The organism is Streptomyces sp. GD-15H (assembly GCF_045291515.1).
Taxonomy (GTDB): Bacteria; Actinomycetota; Actinomycetes; order Streptomycetales; family Streptomycetaceae; genus Streptomyces.
Window position 1 is genome coordinate 7,939,659 of the sequence record NZ_CP149447.1, and the last position, 22,234, is coordinate 7,961,892.

Consider the following 22,234-nt stretch of genomic DNA (forward strand, 5'->3'; position numbering starts at 1 on the left):
GAGAGAGGTCCCATCGTGCACTCACTGCAGGGAAAGGTCGCCCTGGTCACCGGAGGCGCCAGCGGAATCGGGGCGGGTATCTGCCACCACTTCGTCGACGCGGGGGCCTTCGTGGTGGTGGCCGATGTCGATGAGGAACGGGGCCGCGGCCTGGCCGAGGAGCTCGGCGACGCGGCGGTGTTCCGCCGTGTCGACGTCACCCGCGAGGAGGACATCGCCGCGGCGGTGACGGACACGGCGGCCACCCGGGGACGCCTGGACTGCTTGGTCAACAACGCCGGCCGGGTGGGGTCCTGGACCTTCGCCGAGGACATCCCGGCCGACGAGTGGGACGAAGCCTTCCGGCTGCTGTGCCGCAGCGCCTTCCTCGGCATCAAGCACGCGTCCCGGGTCATGCGCGACCACGGCGGCGGCAGCATTGTGAACACCGGCAGCGTCGCCGGCCTGAGGGCCGGTTACGGCCCCCACCCCTACGGCGCGGCCAAGGCCGCCGTCGTCCAGCTGACCCGCAGCAGCGCGGTGGAACTCGCCCCTACGGAATCCGGGTGAACGTGATGACGCCCGGCGGCGTGGCCACCCGCATCGTCGGCCACGGCGCCGGTCTCACGGGATCGGCCCTGGACGACAGCGTCGAACGGGTACGGGAGAGCCTGCGCGACTTCCAGCCGGTCCCCCGCAGCGGTGAGCCGCAGGACCTGGCCGCCGTGGCGGCCTTCCTCGCCTCCGACGCGTCGAGTTTCCTCACCGGACAGGAAATCGTCGTCGACGGCGGCCTGTCGCTGGGCAGGGCCTGGCCTCCGGAGATCCAGGCACACGCGAGGAAGGCGTCGTCCCGAACCGCGACATGAACGCGGGCGGGCGGCACGGGCCGGTGCCTGCGCCCCGGCACACCGCCCCGGCCCGTCCCTTGCCCGGATCCCCGGGAACAGCCCGGACGACCGTGCTGTCCACCCCTGCCCCTCACAAGGAGGAACACAACGTGAGCACACCAGACGCAACGCCCCCCGCCCCCGCGAAGGCCACCGGCAAGGACCCCTGGGACCTGCCCGACGTCTCCGGGCTCGTGGTCGGCGTGCTCGGCGGCACCGGACCGCAGGGCAAGGGCCTCGCCCACCGGCTCGCCCAGGCCGGCCAGAAGGTGATCGTCGGCTCGCGTGCCGCCGAACGCGCCCGGGCCGCCGCCGAGGAACTCGGGTACGGCGTCGAGGGCGCCGACAACGCGGAGACCGCCCGTCGCAGCGACATCGTGATCGTCGCCGTGCCGTGGGACGGCCACGGCAAGACGCTCGAGTCCCTGCGCGAGGAACTGGCCGGCAAGCTCGTCGTCGACTGCGTCAACCCGCTCGGCTTCGACAAGCAGGGCGCCTACGCGCTGAGGCCCGAGGAGGGCAGCGCCGCCGAGCAGGCCGCGGCCCTGCTGCCGGACTCCCGGGTCACCGCGGCCTTCCACCACCTGTCCGCGGTGCTGCTCCGGGACCCGGAGATCGACGAGATCGACACCGACGTGATGGTGCTCGGCGAGGTCCGCGCCGACGTGGAGATCGTGCAGGCGCTGGCCGGGCGCATCCCGGGGATGCGGGGCGTCTTCGCCTGGCCGGCTGCGCAACGCCCACCAGGTGGAGTCCCTGGTCGCCAACCTGATCTCCGTCAATCGCCGCTACAAGGCACACGCCGGGCTCCGCGTCACGGACGTATGACATCCCGGGCGGCCCGGTGCGGGCCGCCCGGAAGACGCGCCCAGGCCACCGCGATCCGGCTGTCCAGGCAGCGGGAGCGCCCCGGCCGCCGGGGCGGTGGCCCAGCCCTGGTCACTGCATCGCCGCCGTGATGCTGCTCGGTTCCGTACCGTCGGCCGCCACTGCGGCCCCCTGCCCGCGCCGTTCCCTGTCAACTGAGGGTTTCGCTTCGGGGTGAGGTGTGACCGTGATGGGTGTAGCCCGGAGGTATGAGGTATCCCGATGGGGGCGGCCTGACCGCGAAGCAGCGGGCCAGCGGGAGCGGGTGCGGCTCGAGGCCGCCGAGATGTTCGCCGCCGGGGTCACGCCGCCGCAGGTCGCCCGACGGCTGCGTGTCTCGCGCAAGTCCGCCTGTGCCTGGCACGCCGCCTGGCGGGCCGACGGCGCCGACGCGCTGTGCTCGAAGGGGCCCTCCGGCTGTCTGTCGCGGATGAAGCTCCTGGCGGGCGTGGCCGGAGCAGGCGATGGAGGAGGGGCCGGCCGCGCTGTCGTCGCCGACACCGCGCCGGCGCCGGAGCTGTGCCTTCCCGGTCACGCCGGGGGCGCTGTCGGCCCGGCACCGCAGGCCGACCGCCAAGAAGTGGGACTACGCCGACCGACGCCGCACCGGCCGCCGCGCTCCAGAAGCTGGTTCTGCCTCCGGCCAAGGAGAACCCGTGGTGGGGCCACCGGCGGATCCTCCCCCTGCGGCTTCGCCGCGGGCGGGGCCCCCAGGCGAGCCTGCCCGGCCGGGGCAGCCGATCGCACCGTCCACGGTCCGGGAAATCCCGCACGCGGCCGGCATCGGCCCGGCCCCGCACCGGCCCGAGCCGGCGCGCATTCCTCACCCCCAGGCCGAGGGGATCCTCGCGGCGGACCTCTTCCACGTCGACACGATCACCGGCATCACCGCCCGCCCCACCGCGCAGTGGGCGACCCGGCAGGCCCGCACTCCGACCGCCGCCCTCGGCGCACGCGTCGAGTCGCTCCGCTTCGTTCTCCGCGACCGCGACAGCAGGGACACCGACTCCTGCGACGCCGTCTTCGCGGCCGAAGACAGGGACGTGCTGCTCAGCGCGCCCCAGGCGCCGCGCAGGAACCCCCTGCGAGCGAGTGAGCGGCACGATCCAGCGCGAGGTCCTCGGCCACCTCCTGATCGTGAACCAAGCCCACGCCCACCAGGTCCTCGCCGGGTACCAGGAGCACTGCACCACGCATCGGCCCCACCGATCACGAGACCGACGACCACCCGAAGCCCAAGAACAGCCGGCGGTATGGCACGATCGCGTGCCCCGCAGGCTCCTGCGCACCCGCGTCGGCGGCGGGGTCATCAACGAGTACCGATACACGGCTTGAGCCGCGGCGATGACTTTACGAGCCCCACAGGCCTTCTGCGGCACGCGTTGAGGGCTGCCCGTGAACAATCCGGGAACGACACGCCTGCCGTGCCGTCGATCACCGCCACCGCCCCCTGTTTGTCGTATTTTCTGATCTATCGTTGTCTCACTCCACAGGAATACCGAGGCCTGCCCGCCATGCCCGATGGACCGCTCAACGGGACGTACGAGGCGCTCAGAAGGCCCCGTTCCGCCGGCCTCCGCCCGCACGCGCTGACGGCCTGCACCGCCACCGCGATTGCGGCGTCGCTCGTCGCCTGCTCCGCCACCGGCACGCTCGACGAGGTGCAGGCATCCTCCACACGGGGGAATGCACCGGCCACCGCACTGGCGGCGCCACCGCCGGAGAACCTTGGCGCGACTCTCGCGCGGGCGCTCGAGCCGGTCCTGCGGAACGGCGACACGCGGCTGGCGGTGGCCGTGCTCGACCTGGACAGCGCCGACCGGGAGATCGCATCGTACCGGGGCGACGCGGTGTTCGACACGGCGAGCATCAGCAAGGTGAACATCCTCGCGGCGCTGCTGCTCCAGGCGCAGGCCGAGGGCCGCGAGTTGACGGCCGGGGAGCGCCGAGCCACCGAGGCGATGATCAGGACGAGTGACAACGACGCGGCGGACCTCCTGTGGCGGGCGATCGGCAAGGGCGAAGGTCTCGACGCGGCGAACGAACGGCTGGGGCTTTCCTCGACGCAGGGCGGCCCCGGCTTCCGCTGGGGCCTCACCCGGACCACGGCGAAGGATCAGATCCGGTTGCTGCGTTCGGTGTTTGCCCAGGAGCCGGCGGCCTCCGCCCGCTCACGCGAAGGGCTGAACCGGGCATCCCGTGACTGCATCCGGGAGCTGATGGGCGACATCACGCAGGGCCAGGACTGGGGAGTGTCGGCGGCAGCTCCTCGATGGGCCCTCAAGAACGGCTGGCTGCAGCGGACCACAACCGGGCTGTGGATCATCAACAGCATCGGGCAGGTCACGGTGTACGGGCACCGGTATCTGGTCTCGGTCCTCAGCAGCGGCAACGCGTCGGCGGAGGCCGGTGTCTCGCTGGTCGAACGGGCGGTGAGAGCGGCGATCGGCGCGGCCAGCGCCCATGTCCGTCCCTGGCCGGAATGAGCCGTCCACCGCGGCACCGGACCGAAGCCTTCTCCCGCCACGGGTCCGGGCCTCCGCGGACAACAGCCCCGTCCACCGCTCGACGTCGCTCCGCGCTCGGCCGCCCGGCGATCACCCCATGTGAGCCGTCCTACGGCACCGGCGTCAACTCCACCCGGGTCTCCCATCGCCCGTGACCGTGGGAACGGTCGTAGAACTTCGCCGTCGCCTTGTGCCAGGGCAGGGTGTTGAACTGCGCATACAGGGTCGGTTTGGCGTAGTGCGCCTGCTTTTGCTCGACGAGGAAGTGGGCATGGGCGCGCTGGGTGTGCAGGGCATCGGCCGGTTACCGTCACGCCGGTCAGGTCGTAGGGCTCCAGCAGGGCGGCGAAGCAGGTGATTTCGTTGGTCTTGCCGGCACCCGCAGCTGGGTGACGGTCTGGCCGCCGCCGTCATGGCGGCCGGCGGTTGGGCGACAGGGCGGTCACCGGCGCGCGAGCCGCGGGCACTCTTGCCGTCCACGATCGGCGTGTCGGCCCCGGCTGGATCGCATCCCAGCAGGTCGGCCGGCAGGTGCGCTGGACGACCCGGCGGATCGTCGCGCAGCTGGGCGCGATCCGCACGGCGAACGCCGTGGTGGTGCGGGCCCCGAGCCGGGCGAGGGTGTCCTGTGGCGCCTGACCGGCCCACTGCCCGATGGCTGTGAGAGCCTGTGTCTGGACCTGTTACGGACGCGCTGGCGATGACTCGGGGCCCAGCACACGCCACAGTAGGTGCATTGCGGAGCCTGTCTGCAGTACCTCGGAGGTCTCCAGCTGGATGTGCTTGCCCTCCAGCTGTTCGAACAGCCGCAGGCCGCTTCCGAACAGCACCGGCACCAGGTGGATGGAGATCTCATCCACCAGGCCTGCCGCGAGGCACTTCCGGATGCAGTCCGCGCCGCCCATCACGGACACGTCCTTGCCGTCGGCCGCGGCCTTCGCCTCCTGCACCGCGGCCTCGACGCCCCCCGTCACAAACGTGTACACGCCGTCGTCGGGCACCTGGGCCGGATGGCCGTGGGAGACACGAACACCGGGAGCCGGGCCGGTCCAGTCGGGCCGTCGGCCTTCCACCAGGGCACCGAGTCGTCATCAGGTACGCCGGCCCGCCACCACCGCCCCGATGCCACCGCCCGCCCTGGCCATCAGCTCGCGGGCGCGCTCGTCACCGGCGAACGCCCACTGGTGCAAGCGCTCGCCCCCCTCGCCCATCGGTTCCTCGGCGCTCTGCTTCGACGCGGCCACGAACCCGCCCAGTGACATGCTGATGTCTGCAACCACCTTGGCCATGAAGACTCCTTCGTAAGGGAGCACCGGGCCGTCGCCCTGCTCCGGCTTGCACATACAGACGGAGCGGGCCGACGAATCTCATCAGTGCGGGTTGCAGGAGCCGTCGCTGAACCTCGTTCCACCCCGCTGCTGACCCGCGGACCGGAGGATCGGAAACAGGTTCTCAACTTTGAAGACCCCAATACATGGCTGGCAAGCTCAAGCGGCTGGGGTGGTTTGCCCCGGTTTTCGGGGCACTGTGCGGCCCTGTGTCACGCTGACACATGCTGCCCGGGTGACGTTTTGACGCCCCGCTAGGCCGTGTTTTGGAAGTGGTGCAGACTCTGCTGCGCAATTCGCTGCGGGGGTGAGGTCGGGTCCGCGATGATCGTTCCTGGGGTCGCTTCTCTGTCGTGCGGCCGTGGAGGCGGTACGGATGTCGATGCGGCCGGCGGGGCTGCCGGAGATCCCGGAGCAGACCGTGATGGTGGCCCGGGCGGCGTTCCCGAAGGGGAGTCTGGCGATACGGGTGCGGGACCGTCTGGCGGAGGTCTTCGCTGATGAGCCGTTTTCCGCCGCGTTCGGGGTGCGTGGGGCTCCGGGCCTGTCGCCGGGGGTGTTGTCGCTGGTGACGGTGTTGCAGTTCGCCGAGGACCTCACCGATCGGCAGGCCGCGGCGATGGCGGTACGGGCGATCGACTGGAAGTACGCCCTCGGTGCGGAGCTCACCGACACCGGCTTCGACGCCAGTGTCCTGTCCAGGTTCCGTACCCGGCTCGCGGACAGCGGCATGGAGCGGGTGGTCTTCGACCGGCTCTTGGCGCACTGCAAGGAGGCCGGTCTGGTGGCGGCCGGCGGCAAGCAGCGTACCGATTCCACCCATGTGATCAGTGCGGTGCGGGACTTGAACCGTCTGGAGCTGGCCGGGGAGAGCGTGCGGGCGGCGCTGGAGGCCCTGGCGGTCGCGGCCCCGCTCTGGCTGGCCGGGCAGATCGACATCACCGAGTTCGCCGAGCGGTACGGGCCGCGGGCCGACGGCTGGCGCATGCCGCCCTCGCAGACCAGACGCGACCGTCTCGCCCAGGTCTTCGGGCAGGATGCCCTCGCCTTGTGCCGGGCGGCCTGGGCCGAGGACGCGCCGGGGTGGATCCGCGAGATCGAGGCGGTGGACCTGCTGCGGCAGGTCCTCGTGCAGACCTACCTCATCCGCAGCGACGCGCGGGGACGGCAGGTGATCAGGAAGCGGGACGCCGACGACGGTGTCCCGCCCGGTCAACTCCGCCTGTCCTCCCCCTATGACCGTGACGCACGGTGGGCGGCCAAGGGTGAGGACCTGTTCTGGATGGGCTACAAGATCCACCTGACCGAGACGTGCGGCACACTCCCCGACGCCGCCGCCGGGTCTGGGGCAGGTTCTGGGACAGGGGTGGTGCCGAACCTCATCACCGACGTGCATACCACCGACGCGACCGTGCCCGATGTGAAGGCGACCGCACCGATCCAACGCAAGCTCACCGAGCGCGGCGTGAAACCCGCCGAGCACTACCTCGACTCCGGCTACCCCTCAGCAGACCTGATCACCAAGGCCATGCAGGACGGCATCCGCATGGTCACCCCGGTCCTCCTGGACCACTCCGCGCAGGCCAAGGCCGCCGAAGGCTTCGACAAGAACGCCTTCACCATCAACTGGAAGACCCGTCAGGTCCGCTGCCCCGCCGGTCGCACCAGCTCCCACTGGAACCCGGTCAAGCAGCACGGCAAGGACGCCATCGTGATCACCTTCAGTGTCCTGACCTGCCGCGACTGCCTCTTCCAGAAGCAGTGCACCACCTCGAAACCCGGGCGCCGCATGCTCACCCTGCGTCCCGAGGAACTCCACGAGAACCTCGCCCGGGCCCGCGCCGAGCAGAAGACCGACACCTGGAAGAACAAGTACGCCCTGCGCGCCGGCGTCGAGGGCACCATCAACCAGGCCCTCGATGTCACCGGCATCCGCCGGGCTCGCTACCGCGGCCTGCCGAAAGTCCGCCTTCAACACGCCTTCTCCGCCACGGCACTCAACCTCGTCAGACTCGACACCCACTGGACCACCGGGCCCCTGCCCCTCGACCGCCCTCGCAGCAGCAGGCTCGAACGACTCAGCTACCGACTTTCCGCATGAACGAATTGCGCAGCAGAGTCGGTGCAGGATGGGGTCAACCGCGTGCCGATGGGAAGAAGCTCTCGTGGTTGACCCCGTACTCAAGGTCGCCCTACGTCACCTCCGTGCTGTGAGGTCGGAGCGGCCGACTGGCGCAGAGCCCGTCGAGTTTGCTGAATGGCGGGAGAGGATCGCTGCATCCCTGGACGCTTTGGCTCGCGTGCTCCGCTTCGAGGAGGACCGGGTCAGGGCCAGGGCGGAGGCAGCCGCGGCACGGGCTCAGGCGGACGAAATCCGCAATCGTGGTGAGACCGTGCTCTGAACCGAAAGTGGATCAAGGTCGTGCCATGATCATCCACTGTGGCTCGGGGAGATCTGTCAGACGCTCAGTGGAAGGTGCTGGAACCGTTGCTGCCGGTAGGCGTCAAGCCTGGTCGGCCGCCGGTTCACAGCAAGCGGCAGCTGATCGACGGGATACGGTTCCGCACGCGGACGGGCATACCGTGGCGCGACCTGCCTCAGCGATATGGGCCGTGGGAGACGGTGTACGGGCTCTTTCGCCGCTGGCAGCGCGATGGCACGTGGCACCGAATCTTCGAGCAGTTGCAGGCCCGGGCGGACGCGAAGGGCCTGATCACCTGGGACATCTCGGTGGACTCCACGATCGCTCGCGCACACCAGCACGCGGCCGGCGCCGCAAAAGGGGGATCTGCAGGTCGAGCCGCCCGGCGGAGTGTTCACCGAGCCCGCGGACCACGGTCTCGGACGCTCCCGGGGCGGGCTGAGCACGAAGATCCACCTGTCGGTCGAGCAGAGCCAGAAGCCGATGTCGCTGGTGATCACGGCCGGACAGCGCGGCGACTCCCCGCAGTTCCAGGCGGTGCTGGGCCGTATCCGGGTTCCCCGGATCGGGCCGGGAAGGCCGCGCACCCGTCCGGACAAGGTCCGCGCCGACAAGGCATACGGCTCCCGCGCGAACCGCGCCTACCTGCGTCGACGTGGCATCCGCTGCACGATCCCGGAGAAGAAGGACCAGATTGCCAACCGCAAGAAGCGCGGCTCGCACGGAGGGCGACCGCCGAAGTTCGACAAGGCCGACTACAAGGAACGCCACGCGGTCGAGTGCGGGATCAACCGCCTCAAGCGCCACCGTGCGGTTGCCACGCGATACGACAAGCTCTCGGTCCGCTACGAAGCGACCGTGCTGGTCGCGGCCATCAACGAGTGGCTGTGACCAGCACTTTCGAAACACGGCCTAGGGCCTGTGTGATGTTGTGATCAGTCTTGCCGGTCCGGATCCGCCTGGAAGGCGGATCCGGTAGGAAGACAATCGTGACGCGCAGACAACTCACCGAAGAACAGTGGAAGTTGATCGAGCCGTTCCTGCCGATAGGCGAGTACGGCCCGTACCCCGAGCGGCTGCGGGATCAGTTCGAGGGGGTGATCTGGCGGTTCAGGACGGGCGCGCAGTGGCGGGAGATGCCGGGCGAGTTCGGCCCCTGGCCGACCGTCTACGGACGCTTCCGGCTCTGGCGGAACGCCGGTGTCTTCACCGCCCTGCTGGAGGGCCTGATCGCCGAGGCCGCCTGCCGGGGCAAAACGGACCTGTCCCTGGTCAGCGTGGACTCCACGACCGTCCGCGCCCACCACGACGCCGCCGGGATGCTCGTCGGCCAGGAGGTCATGGAGGCGCTCGAGGAGGCCGCCGCCGAGCAGGAACAGGCCCGGCAAAAGGGGGCGACAAGGCGGAACAGAACGGGCGGGACGGCGGAAACGGGCCCGAGCGGGAAGAACGCCGGCGCGTCCGCCGCCGACGCAGGCTCCGCCTGAAGGAAGCCCTGCTCGGCCGGTCCCGCGGCGGACTGACCAGCAAGATTCACCTCGCCGCCGACCAAAAGCGCCGGCCGCTGTCGTTCGTGCTGACCGCCGGGCAGGCCGCGGACAGCCCGCAGTTCATCCCCGTGCTGAACAAGGTCCGGGTCCGCGGGCCGGTCGGCCGGCCCCGCACCCGGCCCGGCGCGGTCGCCGCGGACAAGGCCTACTCGTCCCGCGCCAACCGCGCCTACCTGCGCAAACGGCACATCAGGGCGGTCATCCCGGAGAAGAAGGACCAGGCCGCCAACCGCAAGAGGAAGGGCAGCAGGGGCGGCCGTCCCGTCACTTACGACGCCGATCGTTACCGTGACCGCAACACCGTCGAGCGACTGATCAACCGGCTGAAGGACTGGCGCGGCATCGCCACACGCTTCGACAAGACGCCCGAGAGCTACCTCGCCGGCCTCGAACTCCGCGCCTCGATGATCTGGATCGGAGATCTCCTGCAAGCGGCCGATTGATCACAACATCACACAGGCCCTAGAGGCCAGGCGAGAGCGCAACCCCGCGCAGGGGGCACGACGACCGTAGACGACGGCACTGACACTCCCCCGGACACCGCCCGCACACCTCGTCGTGCAGTGACGGCACGGAGCCCTTGGGGAAAGGCCGTCAGCACATCCCAGGCACCTGCACAGCATGCACGTCACTGCTGGGCCATGGACGGGCACATGGCCATGTCCCCGCTGGAGGGGGAGCCATCGGGTGTCCGTTGAGCGAATGTTTATCGGCTGCGCGGAGCATGGACATCGTGCCCGCCGTAAGGGTGCGGCGAGCGGAATCAAGAGAAAGCCGGGTGCAGCGAATGGATTTGCTCAGATTCCGGAATACGAGAGCCACCCGCCGGTCCGAGCCGGCGGAGACCGAGGTTCTCCCGCTGATCGCGGGCGGCCTGCACGGCGGCCCGTTGCTCGTCTCACTGTCCACACTGGTACGCCAGGGGGCGGAAGATCTGCCGGGTAGTGCCCGATTCCTGTCGGAGGATTACCTGACGCAGCCCGAGGCACTGACCGAGGAGGCGCTGCGTCGCCTGCATCCCGGCATGAACGACGACGCCGCCAACGGGCCCTCCGGTCAGCAGCAGCTACGGCAACTGGTGTCCCTTGACGTGTGGTTGGTCGATCAGGCGGGCCAGCCGGACCTGCTCGAGCTGGAGCGCCGGCTCAACGCCATGCTTCCGCAGGGCGGACCGCAGGACGATGACGATCGCCGACGGGCAGTCGCGGCCCCACAGCCCGGCTTCGAGATCGTCTTCGGGGCGGCCTGGGCGCGGCTGGCCGACGGTCTCGCCGCCGCGCTGCTGGATCCGCACGGGGCCGGCCGGGGTCCGCGGATCACCCGGTTGCTGATGGTCGCCGGTTTGGTGCATGCCCGAAAGAAGCGCCGCCGCGCCTTCGGGAGTGTCGACGAGGTGGACGCACTGCTGCGGCTGCGCACCCCGCTGTTGCCTCCGGAGATCTTCCCCGCCGTCCTCCCCGAGCGGAGGGTCCGACTGGTCCGTGACGCGACCGTGAGCGATCTGTACATCGTGCGCAGCGAGTGGCGGTGCTACCAGGCCGGCGAGATCGCGGACATCCGCAATGTCCTGGCCGGCGAGAAGCTGGAGCACCGTGTCCTGCAGATCGATGAGCGGGAGATCACCGACGTCACCGAGGTGGAGACGACCACCACAGAGGAGCGGTCGGAGGAGTCGAGCGAGCAGCAGCAGCTCTCCGAGGAGGCCCAGCGCGAACTACGGTCGGCGCTGCACGCCGAGGGGCAAGTGGACACCAGTGGACAGTACGGACCCACACACGTCAACGCGTCCGTCTCAGGATCCGCCGACTACTCGCTCACCGAGGCCACCAGCCGCTCGGCCACGCTGGCGCGCGAAGCGGTCTCCCGTGCGCTGTCGCGTGTGGAGAGCCGCGTACGCACCGAGCGCACGGCTCGGCAACTCACCCGGCACGAGGACGCGGCCACGCACACCATCAGCAACGACAAGGAGCGAGCACAGCACGTCAACGGCATATACCGGTGGGTGGACCGCATCGACCGGTTGCAGATCTTCCGCTACCCGAACCGGCTTCAGCTGGAGTTCCAGCTGCCCGAACCGGGCCGGATGCTGCGCGACAAGCTGTCGAAGCCAGCGACGTCCGGCGGGTTGTCCGATCCGGGGCCCTTCAGCGTCGATCCTGCCGCCATCACCCCGGAGACGTACCGCAACCTGATCGCTCAGTACCAGGCGGTCGGTGTGCCGGCGCCGCCGGAGCCGCGGATCTCCGTCACCCAGGCGCTCGCCATCGACCCGCCGCAGCTGCCGAACAACGGTGACACCGTGCGCAACCCCGCCTCTGTCACCAAGAGCGCCGAGATCGCCATCCCTTCCGGCTACGCGGCCAACCACATCGCTGTGAGCGGGCAGGCAACCCCGGTTCTGGCCAAGTGGCTGCGCGAGAGCACAGCGGATCAGAACCGTGGCTTCGGAGACCTGGAGGGCTTCCACACCATCGCGGTCACCCTGGCGGCGGCCGACCAGCGATGGACGTTCGTGCAGCCCGGGCCGCATGTGGAGGGCGAGCACCGCGCCAACTCCGTCCAGGACGAGGGCACCAAGGAACGGGAAGTCCAGTACGTCGACGCGTTGTTGGACTTCTCGGCGCAGAGCGCGCTCGACATCCCGCTGCCCTCGAAGGTTCCGGTGGCGTTCTCGGCCACCGCGGCGAGCGCCGCGACCGCGACGGTGGAGCTCGTCTGCGTTCCGACCGAGCAGGCCATGCGGGAGTGGCAGCGCAACGTCTACGAGGCGCTGCTCGCCGCACACGAGGACCGGATCCGTGCGTACCGCGCGGAGCGGAATCTGCTCGGCGCCGACCAGCGCCGGCTGCGGGAGCGCTCCCCGGCTCGGCACGCCGAGATGATCCGCGACGAGATCAAACGCCATGTCATCGCCTGGCTGCTAGATGAGGAGGACGGCTTCCGCGGCCGGCACGCCCTCAAGGGAGAGCACGGCTACGACATCGACCTCGAGCAGGCGTCGCGGTTCGCTCCGGAGATCCAGTTCCTCGAGCAGGCCTTCGAGTGGACGAACCTCACCTACGTCCTGTACCCGTACTACTGGGCCGACCGGGACGAGTGGCCCGAGCTCCTGGAACTCGAAGCGGTCGACTCTGAACTCGCCCGGTTCCTGCGCAGTGGCTCCGCCCGGGTGGTCGTTCCCGCCCGGCCCGGGATGACGAATGCGGTCGCACACTGGTTGCTGTACCGCCAGCCCTGGCAGGGCGGGCTGCCCCCGGTGCCCGGTGACCCAGGCTACCTGTCGGTGGCGACCGAGATCCGCGACCTCGTGCAGCCGCCCGCCGACGGGCAGCCCGGCGAGAGCTGGGAGGTCCGGACACCGACCACGCTGCGCTGGCTGGACCGTTCCACCGAGCTGCCGCACAACCCCGCAGCCCGGCTCGGCCAAGCGCCGCACGAGCCTGCCGAGCCTCTCTGCGCGGACGCCTGAGACATGTTCGTCATCATGGAACCGGGGCCGGCACGGCGTACCGTGCCGGCCCCGGTGGACGCGGGAAACGGGCCGAGGCTGCGGTTCAGAGTGCAGTGGCTGCCGGAGGAGCCGGACAGTCCGCGGCCGCCGGTGTCCCAGGTGACCACCCTGGACGTTCCGGTCACCGCGGAGCACCTGGGTGAGCTGGTCCACGCCGTCTACCAGGTTGGCGGCGGCGAGCTGGTAGACGCGGTCGTCGCCCAGCCCGACTCCGCCCCGGCACTCTGGGACCCGGACAGCGACACGCTGGCACAAGCCCGCCGGTACTGCGCGGAAGCGGTCGACGGGGTCAAGGAGGAAGCTCTCGAGGCACTGGAGGAGGTCGACTGGCACGCCAGACTGGTCCTGTCCGAGCTGACGGAGCACCTGTACCGGCAGACGCGTCTCGCCCAGTACGGGCTGGTGGAGATGCCGCTCGGTGCAGCGGTGAAGCCGCCGATCGCCTGGAGGGACTGGCTGGGCCCTGAGCGATACCGCCGATTCCGCCGCACGGTGCTCGACTTGGACAAGGCGGCCCGCTCCTTCCGTTCCGCGGGCAAGTACCTGGTCGGTACGGACCGGCTGCCGCCACCGACCCGCATCCTGGGCGACGCGGGCAAGGACTGGCGGGCGGCGCGGAGCACCTTCGTCGCGGCGTGGCGTACGGCGGTCGAACGCTTCCCCGCGCTCGCCGTCTGCGGTGCGCAACTCCTCGCCGACTGCGCCGACCGGTTCACCGACGACGACATGCACGAGGTGAAGAAGCAGACGGAAGGCAGCTTCGACAAGCCGTTCGACCATCTCATCCAATCGGCGGTGGTCGAGGCCTGGCGAGGCGTCAGGGAGCACAGCTCGGACGTCGTCGACGAGATCTTCGAGCAAGCGGACGAGGCCCAGGAGAAAGCACGGAGGGTGAGGGAGACGCCAACGCTGTTCGAGCCAGCGGCATGGCCCGAGCAGGTCTACGGCGAGCGCAACCCCCTCTGGCGCTATCCGTTCGTCATCGCCGCCGCTCTGGAACGCTGCGGCGCCGAGCCCGGCAGCAGAGCCTACGCCGCGGCGACGGCGGCCCTCGAAGCGGCTGCAAAGGCCGCGGCGGCGGAACAGCGGGAGAGTGAACTGATCGATTCGGCGCTTGGCTGGGCGTCACTCGGTTTCGGTGTGCTGGCCTTCGTCCCCGTCATCGGTCTCGCCGCCGGCGTCGCGGCCATGGCGCTCTCCGCCGGCTCCGCGATCGTCGGCGTCCACCGGTATCGGCGGCAGCGAGCGAAGTACCTCGCCTTCGGGCCGATGGCACCGGACCTGGGGGTGGAGGACCCTGCCGGCGCCGGTCTGCTCCTGTCAGCGGTGGAGAGCACCTACGGAGCGCTGCCCGTGGTGGGGCCGCTCGGTCGTGCCGGCGGCCGCCTCCTGAGATTGGCCGCTCTGGAGAGCCGGGTGACGACTTTCGTGGTGGACACCGTGGCCGCGCAGCTCGAGACGGAAGCGATCGCCGCCCTGATCGAACGGGAACTGCGCAAGGCGAAGGCCTACGAGATGCCCGACGATGACGATGAGGAAAATACATGAAGCCGCCACCCAGCCCGCACCAGGCTCAGAGGAACATCCTCGCCCACGCGCGTCGGAATGCCACTACTATGGAGCCCCATCCCTCGCGGCTCGCCCCCGGCCCGACGGTTCCGGTGCCGTCCCTCCCCGCGCCGCGCACCGCAGGGACGGCGTCCGCCGCGCCCGACTTGTCCGACCATGCCGCGCTTTCGCGCGTCCTGCCTCCGCTGCCGGCGAAGACAACCCCCAACAGGCGCTTTCGCAACTACCGGAAGGCGCTGTCGATCCCCCTGAACCGGATCGGCGCCTTCTTCACCAGAGACCTGAACCGGCAGGACAAGGACCGGCTGCTGGCGCTCGTCAGGCGTGCCCACACGTGGCTGGGGCAGCGCCGGATCGTCGACCTCACCCCGCATGAACTGACCGAGTTCACCGGACAGATGCGCCGCGCTCTCGTGGAGACCGCACCCGGATTTCCCCAGCTCCTGGCGGCAGCGACGGCACGCGCTGCGGGCATGCGCGGCGCCGTCTCCTCGCTGGTGGTCGCCACCAGTGTGGAGGTCCCGAACTCGGGCGTGTGGGTCTTCTGCCACACCCGAGGCAGCGAGCCGGTCGTCGTGGCCGAAGCGTTCGTCCCCCGCTCCGGCAGCGGGAATCCACCCGCCAGGCCGGACCTTCCGGACGCACGGCGGCCACGGTGGCTGCATGGGGACGGCAGCATCCTGGACAACCCTCCGCCCCTTCCCGACCGGCCGGCCCTGATGACCTCAGGGCTGCCCGCTGAGGCGCTGGACGAGGGAGTGGAGGTCCTCGTCGACCAGCTTCGCCGTGCCGAGATCGGCTACCTGACCCGTGCCGCCGTTCCGTTCGGCAGCCGCCGGTTCACGGCCACGAGTGTGCCGGCGAACGAGCAGCGCACCCTTGGGTACGCCATCGAGCACATGGAGTACCGCGCACGGCGCAGCCACGACGACGGCGACTTCGACCGGGTGGCCATCATCCGAGGAGAGGTCATGCCCCCGATCGGACGCGTGGGCGACGAGGACTTCCTTCCCTCACCGGCCCTGCTCGGCGAGTACGGCCGCGGCATGGAGCGCCTTCACCTGTGGGGTTCGGTCCTCGGCGACTCCACCCCATTCGGACAGGCGTACGGGCCGAGCGACTTCAACGCGAAGCAACTGGAATTCGTCGAGAAGTACCTGAAGGTCAGCCGCGTGACTCCCCCGGGAGCCGAATTGCGGATCACCGCTTACATCAAAAGCGTCGAGATCGACGGACGGGAATACCCGTTCCTCCGCGAGGTCGAGTACGACCTGACCATCGACGGCCGCACGGTGCCGACCGTCATCGTGTGGCTCACTTCGGCCGGCGACGTCAGGGTCCGTTACGGCGAGTGAAGAGGGGGTGAAGGCGATATGGGGAGGTCTGCCAGGAGGCACTTCCCCCCGAAGGGTGGACACCAGTTCGTATCGTGACGGTACCGTCCTCGACATCCTGCTGCAGTCCAAGCGGGACGCGAAGGCCGCAAAGCGGTTCCTGGCCAAGCTGATGAAGAAGCAGCCGAGGACACCCAGGGTACTGGTCACCGACAAGCTCCACTCCTACGGCGTCGCCCACAGAGAGTTGATGTCCTCGGTCGATCACCGTTCCCACCAGGGCCTGAACAACCGGGCGGAGAACTCCCACCAGCCCACCCGGCAGCGCGAACGCGCGATGAAGGGCTTCCGTAGTGTCGGCGGAGCCCAGCGGTTCCTGTCCGCGTTCAGCCAGATCTCACCGCACTTCCGGCCCCGCCGCCGCCGGATGACCGCCCCCGGCTACCGCACCGAGATGCGCCACCGCTTCGGAACCTGGAACGTGATCACCGGCACTACCGCCATGCCCACCGAGCCTGAACCAGAGGCGGAAACCAAGCCCAGCACACCCCGGCACACCCTCAAGCAATCGCACACCAACAAGTTGACAATGCCTCCTCCAGGACCCCGAGGCGCACTACGAGGATCTGGGTGCCGACCGGCACCATCGCCATCTCAACCCCGCCCGCAAGACCCGCGACCTCGTCCGCCAACTCCAGGCCCTCGGCCACCAGGTCACCCTCACCCCCACGGCCTGACGCCACCCGCCCATCCACTACATCCGTGCAGGACGAGCAGACGGCTGCCCGGGGCAAGAAGGACACGGCGGCTCCGGAGCCTGCTCCGGCACCCGGCCCCGAGCCGGCCTCTGACGCCGATGCCGCCCGGTACGAGCCGTACCCGGGCGCCGTGTTCTTCCACGGCGGACGCCACTCTGCCATCGTTGCCGCCATGGCCCGCCGCCTCGAGCAGGAAGACTGCTCCGACAGCCGGTCTCTGGGGGCGGACTGGACCCGCGCGCACCGGGACGCCTTCGCCGCCTGGCAGCGGCAGTTGCGCCCCAAGGAGGGCGGCGACACCTCCGGCATCCCCGACCAGATCGCCTGGGACCGGCTCCAGGTCCCGCGCGTCACGCCCCTTCCCAAGGAGTCATGATGGCCACACCCCTGTCCGTGAACGCTTTCGTCAAGGCGCTGAAGGCCGAGGGCCTCACTGTTGTGGAGGTCGGCGACTGGCGGACCCACAACCGCAACAGCAAAGGCCCCTGGGGCCCCGTGCACGGGGTGATGATCCACCACACCGTCACCAAGGGCAGCGCCCACACGGTGGACATCTGCCGCAAGGGCTACTCCGGACTGCCCGGCCCCCTGTGCCACGGCGTCATCACCAAGGACGGCACCGTGCACCTGGTCGGCTACGGCCGCGCCAACCACGCCGGCAGCGGCGACGACGACGCGCTCCGCGCCGTCATCGGCGAGCGGGCCCTGCCCGTCGACAACGAGGCCAACACCGACGGGAACCGGTACTTCTACGGCTTCGAGTGCGAGAACCTCGGCGACGGCAAGGACCCGTGGCCGGCCGCGCAGCTCCTCGCCATCGAGAAGGTGGCCGCGGCGATCTGCCGGGAGCACGGCTGGAACGAGCGCAGCACGATCGGGCACCTGGAGTGGCAGCCGGGGAAGGTCGACCCGCGTGGCTTCACCATGGCGTCGATGCGTGCCCGGATCGCCAAGCGGCTGGGCGCCGAGCCGTCCGGCAGGACGGGTCCTTCGGGCGGCACCACGTACACGGTGAAGAAGGGCGACACCCTGTGGTCCATCGCCCGCGCGCACGGCACGACCGTGCCCGCCCTCGTCGACACCAACGGGCTGGAGGATCCCGGCCGTCTCGATGTCGGGCAGAAGCTGAAGCTCTCCGGCGGCACGGTCAGCACGTACACGGTCGCCCGCGGGGACACCCTCTGGTCCATTGCCGCCAGCAAGCTCGGTGACGGCAACCGCTGGCGCGAGATCGCCGCCCTCAACAAGCTCGCCGACGCCGACGCGATCACGTCCGGCCAGAAGCTCAAGCTGCCCAAGAAGTGAGGACCCCTCGTGAAGGCACTGTCACGTTGGCTGACCGGGTGGGATGATCTTCGAGTTGATCATGGTGGAGGGGGTTGTCCGTGGGCAGTGCGCCGCCGTTGTACCAGGGTCACCGGTACCCGGTCGAGATCATCTCCCACTGCGTGTGGCTGTACTTCCGCTTCCCGCTGTCGTTCCGCGAGGCCGGGGAGCTGATGCTCGCCCGCGGCGTGCTCGTCTCCCACGAGACGGTCCGCCGCTGGTGCGTCAAGTTCGGGCAGGCCTACGCCGGCGCGCTGCGTCGCCGCCGACCTCGGCCCGGGGATAAATGGCACTTGGACGAGGTCTTCCTCAAGATCAACGGAGAACGGAATTACCTGTGGCGGGCCGTCGACGCCGACGGCACCGTCCTGGACATCCTCGTCCAGTCCCGCCGGGACAAGGCCGCGGCCCAGCGCTTCTTCCGCCGCCTGCTGAAGACGACCCGCACGGTGCCCAGGGTGATCGTCACGGACAAGCTCCGCTCCTACGGCGCCGCCCACCGCCAGGTCATGCCCTCGGTCGAGCACCGCTCGCACAAGGGCCTCAACAACCGGGCAGAGAACAGTCATCAGCCGACGAGGCAGCGTGAACGCGCGATGAAAGGCTTCCGCAGCGTGGGTGGGTGATGAGCTGTAAGTTTTTGTCGGTGGTGGTTCGGCGTGGTGATGTCAGTGCGGGAGGTATCGGGTTTCTGCTGTTCAGTGTGTTGTGGTGGGGGTTTCGGGTGGTGACACGGATGCCGATCTGGGGCTGACGTTTTTGGTGATGGTGCGGGTCAGTTGGTTGCCGGTCGGTATAGCGCGGGGTGTGTTGTCGCTGGTCAGCGCTGTGGTGGCAGGGGCTGGATGCCGGCAGTGGGGGACGGGGGCGGCTGGTGTCGCCTTCTACGGTGTGGGCTTCAGGGCGTAGCGGATGCCTGTTGCGGTGAGGGAACGGAGGCGGCGCCTTTGCCGAAGGCGCGCATGGCGAGGGCGCCGGCGAGGGGGCCGGGCGAGAGAAGGAGGAAGGCGTACTGCCAGCCGATGGCCTCGGCCAGGAGGGGGGTGAGCTGGATGCTGAGGACGGTGAGGGCGAACCCGATCGCGGTCTGGCCGGTGAGCGCCGTCCCGATGTAGCGGTGGTCGGCCACCTCGCTCAACGATGTCGAGAACACCCCTGAGTCCGCGATCACAGCAGCACCCCACAGCGTGCAGAAGGCGAACAGAAGCAGCGGCGGAGCGTGGAAGAAGAACGGGGAGAGCAGGCAGCACAGGCCGCTGAGAAGAAGTGCTGCCAGGGCGGCGGGAGAACGGCCGAAGCGGTCCGCGCCCCAGCCGCCGAGCAGGCAACCGATTGCCCCGCCGATTCCCATGGTGAGGAACACCGTGATCTCCACCGAGCCCGGGAGCCCTCCCGCGGCAGAGGCCGCCAGCAGGAAGGACGGGATCCAGGTCCACAGGGCGTAGAGCTCCCACATGTGCCCGAAGTAACCGAGATTGGCCAGCCGCGGCCCGCGCTCGGTGAACATGGTCAGCGCATACCGGGGGTTACGGGTGGGTGCGGCCGGTGCCGCGTGGGGGCCGAGCCGGACGAAGACCAGTGCTATGACGGAGCCCACGAGCCCGGCTGCTGCTGCGGCGAGCAGAACACCACGCCAGGGCAGCGAGCCCACGCCGGCGATGAGATGGGGAAGAGTGGAGCCAAGGGTGAGGGCGGCGATGAGGACGCCCATGGTCCTGCCCCGTCCGGCGCTGCCGGACCAGGAGGCCATGAGCTTCATGCCGGTGGGGTAGACCCCGGCCAAGAACACCCCGGTCATGAATCGCAGCGGGACGGCGACGGCCGGCCGGTCGGCGACCAGGGCCAGCACCACGGTGCAGGCGGCGGCTGCCGCGGCACTGGCGGCGAGCAGGCGCTGAGGCGGGACGCGGTCCGCCAGGTTCAGGGCGGTCGAGGCCACGGCCCCGGCGACGAAGCCGAACTGCACGGAGGCCGTCAGCCATACCGCGCCGCCGGCCGTGAGCCCCCAGTCGTTCCGCAGACTGGGCACCACCGCCGATATGGAGAACCACACGGCGAGACCGAGCACTTGCACGGCCGCGATCGCTCCGCGTTGTACACCGACGTTCACAACTGCCCCCTGGACCGAGGTCTTGTTCCTCTGCTCTCGCGCGCTACGGCCGAAGGCCGACCCTGATCACCCCGAGACCGCGAGCCCGATTCGCCCCTCCGCTCGGCAGTCAGCCGCCCGGAAGGTGATGCGCCGGCTCCCAGCGTCAGCGGCATCACATCCCGGGGCTTGAGTCGCCGTGACGCCGTCTTCGGCGTACTCGATGGCCAAGGCCGGACTGCACTCCCTCACGCAGCACCTGGCCATGGAACTCGCCCCACACCATCCGCGTCAACGCCGTCGCCCCGGCTGTCGTGCGGGCTCCCATCCACGAGGAGTTCATCCCCATGGCGAACCTGGACTCCGCACTCGACGGGTTCAACTTGTTCCATCCGCTGGGTCGTACCGGAACGCCCGACGACGTTGCCGCCACCTTGGTGTTCCTGCTGCCGGAGCAGACGGACCGGGGCACCGGCGCGGTCCGGGACCTCGACGGCGGCCTCATGGCGTCGTCCTCCCTGGCATCCGATGCGCCCACCGTGTCCGCGGAAGAGCCGAATTACGTGACCGCCGACACCAAGTCGGTCGGCGCGCAGATGCGGTACCTGGTCAGGCAGCTCAACGGCACCCGCGCGGTGGCCGACGCGCTCGGCGTCTCGCAGCGCACCGTGGAGCGCTATGTGAAGGACCAGATCCGCCGGCCCCGCGCCGACCTCGCGCAGCGCCTGGAGGACGCGGTGCGCACCCGTTGGCAGCCCCGCGTCCGCGAACGCGCCCGCCGCCGGGAGGCCACCCGCACCGGTCTGGTCGTCGACGCCCGCGCCCGGTCCGGCTTCACCGCCGCGCCCGGCACCACCGACGACGCCCGCATCCGCCACCTCGCTCTCGCCCTGCCCCCGCACCATGCGGCCCGCCTGTTCGACGCCCAGGACGCCGCCGGCGAGCAGCAGCTGCGCGACATCGCCGCCGAAGGCCTGGGCGAGGTCTACTTCCGTAGTGCGGCCAGCTGATCAGGGGTGAGTTTGTCCCTCCGCTGCTTGGTGTTGGTGACCCCACAACCAGCTTCACGGTCACCGGTTCCGTTTCGCCGTCGATCGTGAACTGTTCACTGTGGCCGCGCGGTACCGGCCGGTTGTCTTCCCGTTCCACCCACTGTGCGAGGGCTGTCAGGCCGCGCTGGAACGCTGCCTGGGCCTTGCTCGGGCCCTTCGGCGTGCGCTTGGCCGCCGGGGCGGGTGCGATGTGTCGGGTTCGTGTCAGTGGAGTGGCCGGCCGGTCGTCGTCGGCCGCTGCCGGCGTCTCGCTGCCGGCAGCGGTGGGGGCGCGGGACGGTGCGCCGCCGGCACCGGAGTGGCACAGGCACCGGACCTCACTGTCATGAGGCGGTGTATCGCCAGGTGGTTCGCCGGCATGAAACCGAGAGGCCGCACAGAGGCCGACCTGGTGCCGGGCGAACCCTTCGAGTAGGACCACCGGTGCCGGAAGCGTTTCACGTTCACTGAGTTGGAGGCGCACAGCGTGCCCGTGATGCCTGATCATGGGAAGTTTCGGACGGTGCCCCATCGCCTCGGGGCATCGTCCGAGGTCCCGCTCCTCGGGGCCTCGGCATGCCATTCAAGGAGGAATGATCATGAGTCGCATATTCGGAAGGCGGGTCGCCACCGCGGCCGCCTCGGTGGCTGTCGCGGCGGGCGCCGTGCTCGCCGCGGGCGGTACGGCCTCGGCAGCGCCCCACTCCGACGCCCAGCGCGTTGTCACCGGCTCCTACGCCACGGACAACGACCGGCACGACCGCGACAATAACCGCGACAACAACCGCGACCGGCACGACCGTGACAACAACCGCGACCGCGACCGGCACGACCGCGATAACAACCGCGACCGCGACCGGCACGACCGCGATAACAACCGCGATAATAACCGCGACCGCGACCGGCACGACCGCGATAACAACCGCGACAATAACCGCGACCGCGACCGGCACGACCGCGACCGCGGGGACAATCGCCGCTGACGGCGAGGGGCCGAAACCACCGCCCCGCTGATCAGCCGCACGCACCGTCCGCATGGCTCATGTCCGACAACGACGCCGCGTATGAGCAA

At 69.9% G+C, this 22,234-nt stretch carries 16 protein-coding genes and 7 pseudogenes; 19 read left to right on the plus strand and 4 right to left on the minus strand.

Annotation, left to right across the window (positions count from 1 at the left end; all coding sequences use genetic code 11):
* Positions 1-15: 15 nt before the first annotated feature.
* The 6 genes and pseudogenes from WJ438_RS37590 (at position 16) to WJ438_RS37615 (ending at position 4,882) form a co-directional block, all read left to right on the plus strand.
* Positions 16-848 (plus strand): annotated as a pseudogene (locus WJ438_RS37590) (glucose 1-dehydrogenase).
* A 131-nt stretch (positions 849-979) separates the two neighbouring features.
* Positions 980-1,697 (plus strand): annotated as a pseudogene (npdG, locus tag WJ438_RS37595) (NADPH-dependent F420 reductase).
* A gap of 325 nt (positions 1,698-2,022) precedes the next feature.
* Positions 2,023-2,832, plus strand: coding sequence for a helix-turn-helix domain-containing protein (locus WJ438_RS37600; protein ID WP_406729930.1), 810 nt, complete (start codon positions 2,023-2,025; stop codon positions 2,830-2,832).
* Positions 2,829-3,071 (plus strand): hypothetical protein, encoded by a 243-nt coding sequence (locus WJ438_RS37605; protein ID WP_406729143.1) that lies wholly within the window; start codon positions 2,829-2,831, stop codon positions 3,069-3,071. Before WJ438_RS37600 ends, WJ438_RS37605 begins: the two co-directional genes overlap by 4 nt.
* A 179-nt stretch (positions 3,072-3,250) precedes the next feature.
* Positions 3,251-4,222 (plus strand): serine hydrolase, encoded by a 972-nt coding sequence (locus WJ438_RS37610; RefSeq protein ID WP_406729144.1) that lies wholly within the window; start codon positions 3,251-3,253, stop codon positions 4,220-4,222.
* A gap of 447 nt (positions 4,223-4,669) precedes the next feature.
* Positions 4,670-4,882, plus strand: a complete 213-nt coding sequence (locus WJ438_RS37615; protein WP_406729145.1) for a hypothetical protein — start codon at positions 4,670-4,672, stop codon at positions 4,880-4,882.
* Between the two features lie 44 nt (positions 4,883-4,926).
* Here WJ438_RS37615 and WJ438_RS37620 read toward each other — a convergent pair whose 3' ends face one another.
* Both WJ438_RS37620 and WJ438_RS37625 read right to left on the minus strand, forming a co-directional pair.
* A complete protein-coding gene (locus WJ438_RS37620; protein ID WP_406729146.1) occupies positions 4,927-5,244 on the minus strand; it encodes a dihydrofolate reductase family protein in 318 nt (105 codons plus the stop codon).
* Positions 5,245-5,334: 90 nt separating this feature from the next.
* Positions 5,335-5,532, minus strand: a complete 198-nt coding sequence (locus WJ438_RS37625; protein WP_406729147.1) for a hypothetical protein — start codon at positions 5,530-5,532, stop codon at positions 5,335-5,337.
* A gap of 415 nt (positions 5,533-5,947) precedes the next feature.
* On the opposite strand from WJ438_RS37625, the gene WJ438_RS37630 reads away from it, so the two are divergent.
* The 7 genes and pseudogenes from WJ438_RS37630 to WJ438_RS37660 form a co-directional block, all read left to right on the plus strand.
* Positions 5,948-7,672: an IS1182 family transposase gene (locus tag WJ438_RS37630; protein WP_406727186.1), complete on the plus strand. Its 1,725-nt coding sequence runs from the start codon at positions 5,948-5,950 to the stop codon at positions 7,670-7,672.
* A gap of 339 nt (positions 7,673-8,011) precedes the next feature.
* Positions 8,012-8,885 (plus strand): IS5 family transposase gene (locus WJ438_RS37635; RefSeq protein WP_406729148.1). Its coding sequence is split into 2 segments (ribosomal slippage): positions 8,012-8,403 and positions 8,402-8,885, totalling 876 coding nucleotides; the frame shifts between segments, so codons are not numbered across the junction.
* A 98-nt stretch (positions 8,886-8,983) separates the two neighbouring features.
* Positions 8,984-9,987: pseudogene (locus WJ438_RS37640) on the plus strand (IS5 family transposase).
* A 344-nt stretch (positions 9,988-10,331) separates the two neighbouring features.
* Positions 10,332-13,013 carry a hypothetical protein gene (locus WJ438_RS37645; RefSeq protein WP_406729149.1) on the plus strand — a complete coding sequence of 894 codons (2,682 nt, stop codon included), beginning with the start codon at positions 10,332-10,334 and terminating at the stop codon, positions 13,011-13,013.
* A gap of 54 nt (positions 13,014-13,067) precedes the next feature.
* Positions 13,068-14,603 carry a hypothetical protein gene (locus WJ438_RS37650; RefSeq protein ID WP_406729150.1) on the plus strand — a complete coding sequence of 512 codons (1,536 nt, stop codon included), beginning with the start codon at positions 13,068-13,070 and terminating at the stop codon, positions 14,601-14,603.
* 68 nt (positions 14,604-14,671) lie between these two features.
* On the plus strand, positions 14,672-15,979 hold the full coding sequence (locus WJ438_RS37655) for a hypothetical protein (protein WP_406729151.1): 1,308 nt from the start codon (positions 14,672-14,674) through the stop codon (positions 15,977-15,979).
* A gap of 73 nt (positions 15,980-16,052) precedes the next feature.
* Positions 16,053-16,350 (plus strand): annotated as a pseudogene (locus WJ438_RS37660) (transposase); the annotation flags it as partial.
* 168 nt (positions 16,351-16,518) lie between these two features.
* Here the strand turns inward: WJ438_RS37660 and WJ438_RS37665 are convergent.
* Positions 16,519-16,701 carry a hypothetical protein gene (locus tag WJ438_RS37665; protein ID WP_406729152.1) on the minus strand — a complete coding sequence of 61 codons (183 nt, stop codon included), beginning with the start codon at positions 16,699-16,701 and terminating at the stop codon, positions 16,519-16,521.
* Positions 16,702-16,720: 19 nt separating this feature from the next.
* Between WJ438_RS37665 and WJ438_RS37670 the strand changes: the two genes are divergently transcribed.
* The 3 genes and pseudogenes from WJ438_RS37670 to WJ438_RS37680 form a co-directional block, all read left to right on the plus strand.
* Positions 16,721-17,092, plus strand: coding sequence for a peptidoglycan-binding protein (locus WJ438_RS37670; protein WP_406729153.1), 372 nt, complete (start codon positions 16,721-16,723; stop codon positions 17,090-17,092).
* A complete protein-coding gene (locus tag WJ438_RS37675; protein WP_406729931.1) occupies positions 17,092-18,021 on the plus strand; it encodes a LysM peptidoglycan-binding domain-containing protein in 930 nt (309 codons plus the stop codon). Before WJ438_RS37670 ends, WJ438_RS37675 begins: the two co-directional genes overlap by 1 nt.
* A gap of 80 nt (positions 18,022-18,101) precedes the next feature.
* A pseudogene (locus WJ438_RS37680) lies at positions 18,102-18,665 on the plus strand (IS6 family transposase); the annotation flags it as partial.
* A gap of 275 nt (positions 18,666-18,940) precedes the next feature.
* Here the strand turns inward: WJ438_RS37680 and WJ438_RS37685 are convergent.
* Complete coding sequence (locus WJ438_RS37685; protein WP_406729154.1) at positions 18,941-20,116, minus strand: MFS transporter; 1,176 nt, start codon at positions 20,114-20,116, stop codon at positions 18,941-18,943.
* A 329-nt stretch (positions 20,117-20,445) separates the two neighbouring features.
* On the opposite strand from WJ438_RS37685, the pseudogene WJ438_RS37690 reads away from it, so the two are divergent.
* The 3 genes and pseudogenes from WJ438_RS37690 to WJ438_RS37700 all read left to right on the plus strand — a co-directional run.
* Positions 20,446-20,574, plus strand: a pseudogene (locus WJ438_RS37690) (short-chain dehydrogenase); the annotation flags it as partial.
* A gap of 60 nt (positions 20,575-20,634) precedes the next feature.
* A pseudogene (tpg, locus tag WJ438_RS37695) lies at positions 20,635-21,126 on the plus strand (telomere-protecting terminal protein Tpg); the annotation flags it as partial.
* A 635-nt stretch (positions 21,127-21,761) separates the two neighbouring features.
* Entirely contained in the window at positions 21,762-22,145 is a 384-nt protein-coding gene (locus WJ438_RS37700; RefSeq protein ID WP_406729155.1) for a hypothetical protein, read from the plus strand.
* The last annotated feature ends 89 nt before the right edge of the window (positions 22,146-22,234 follow it).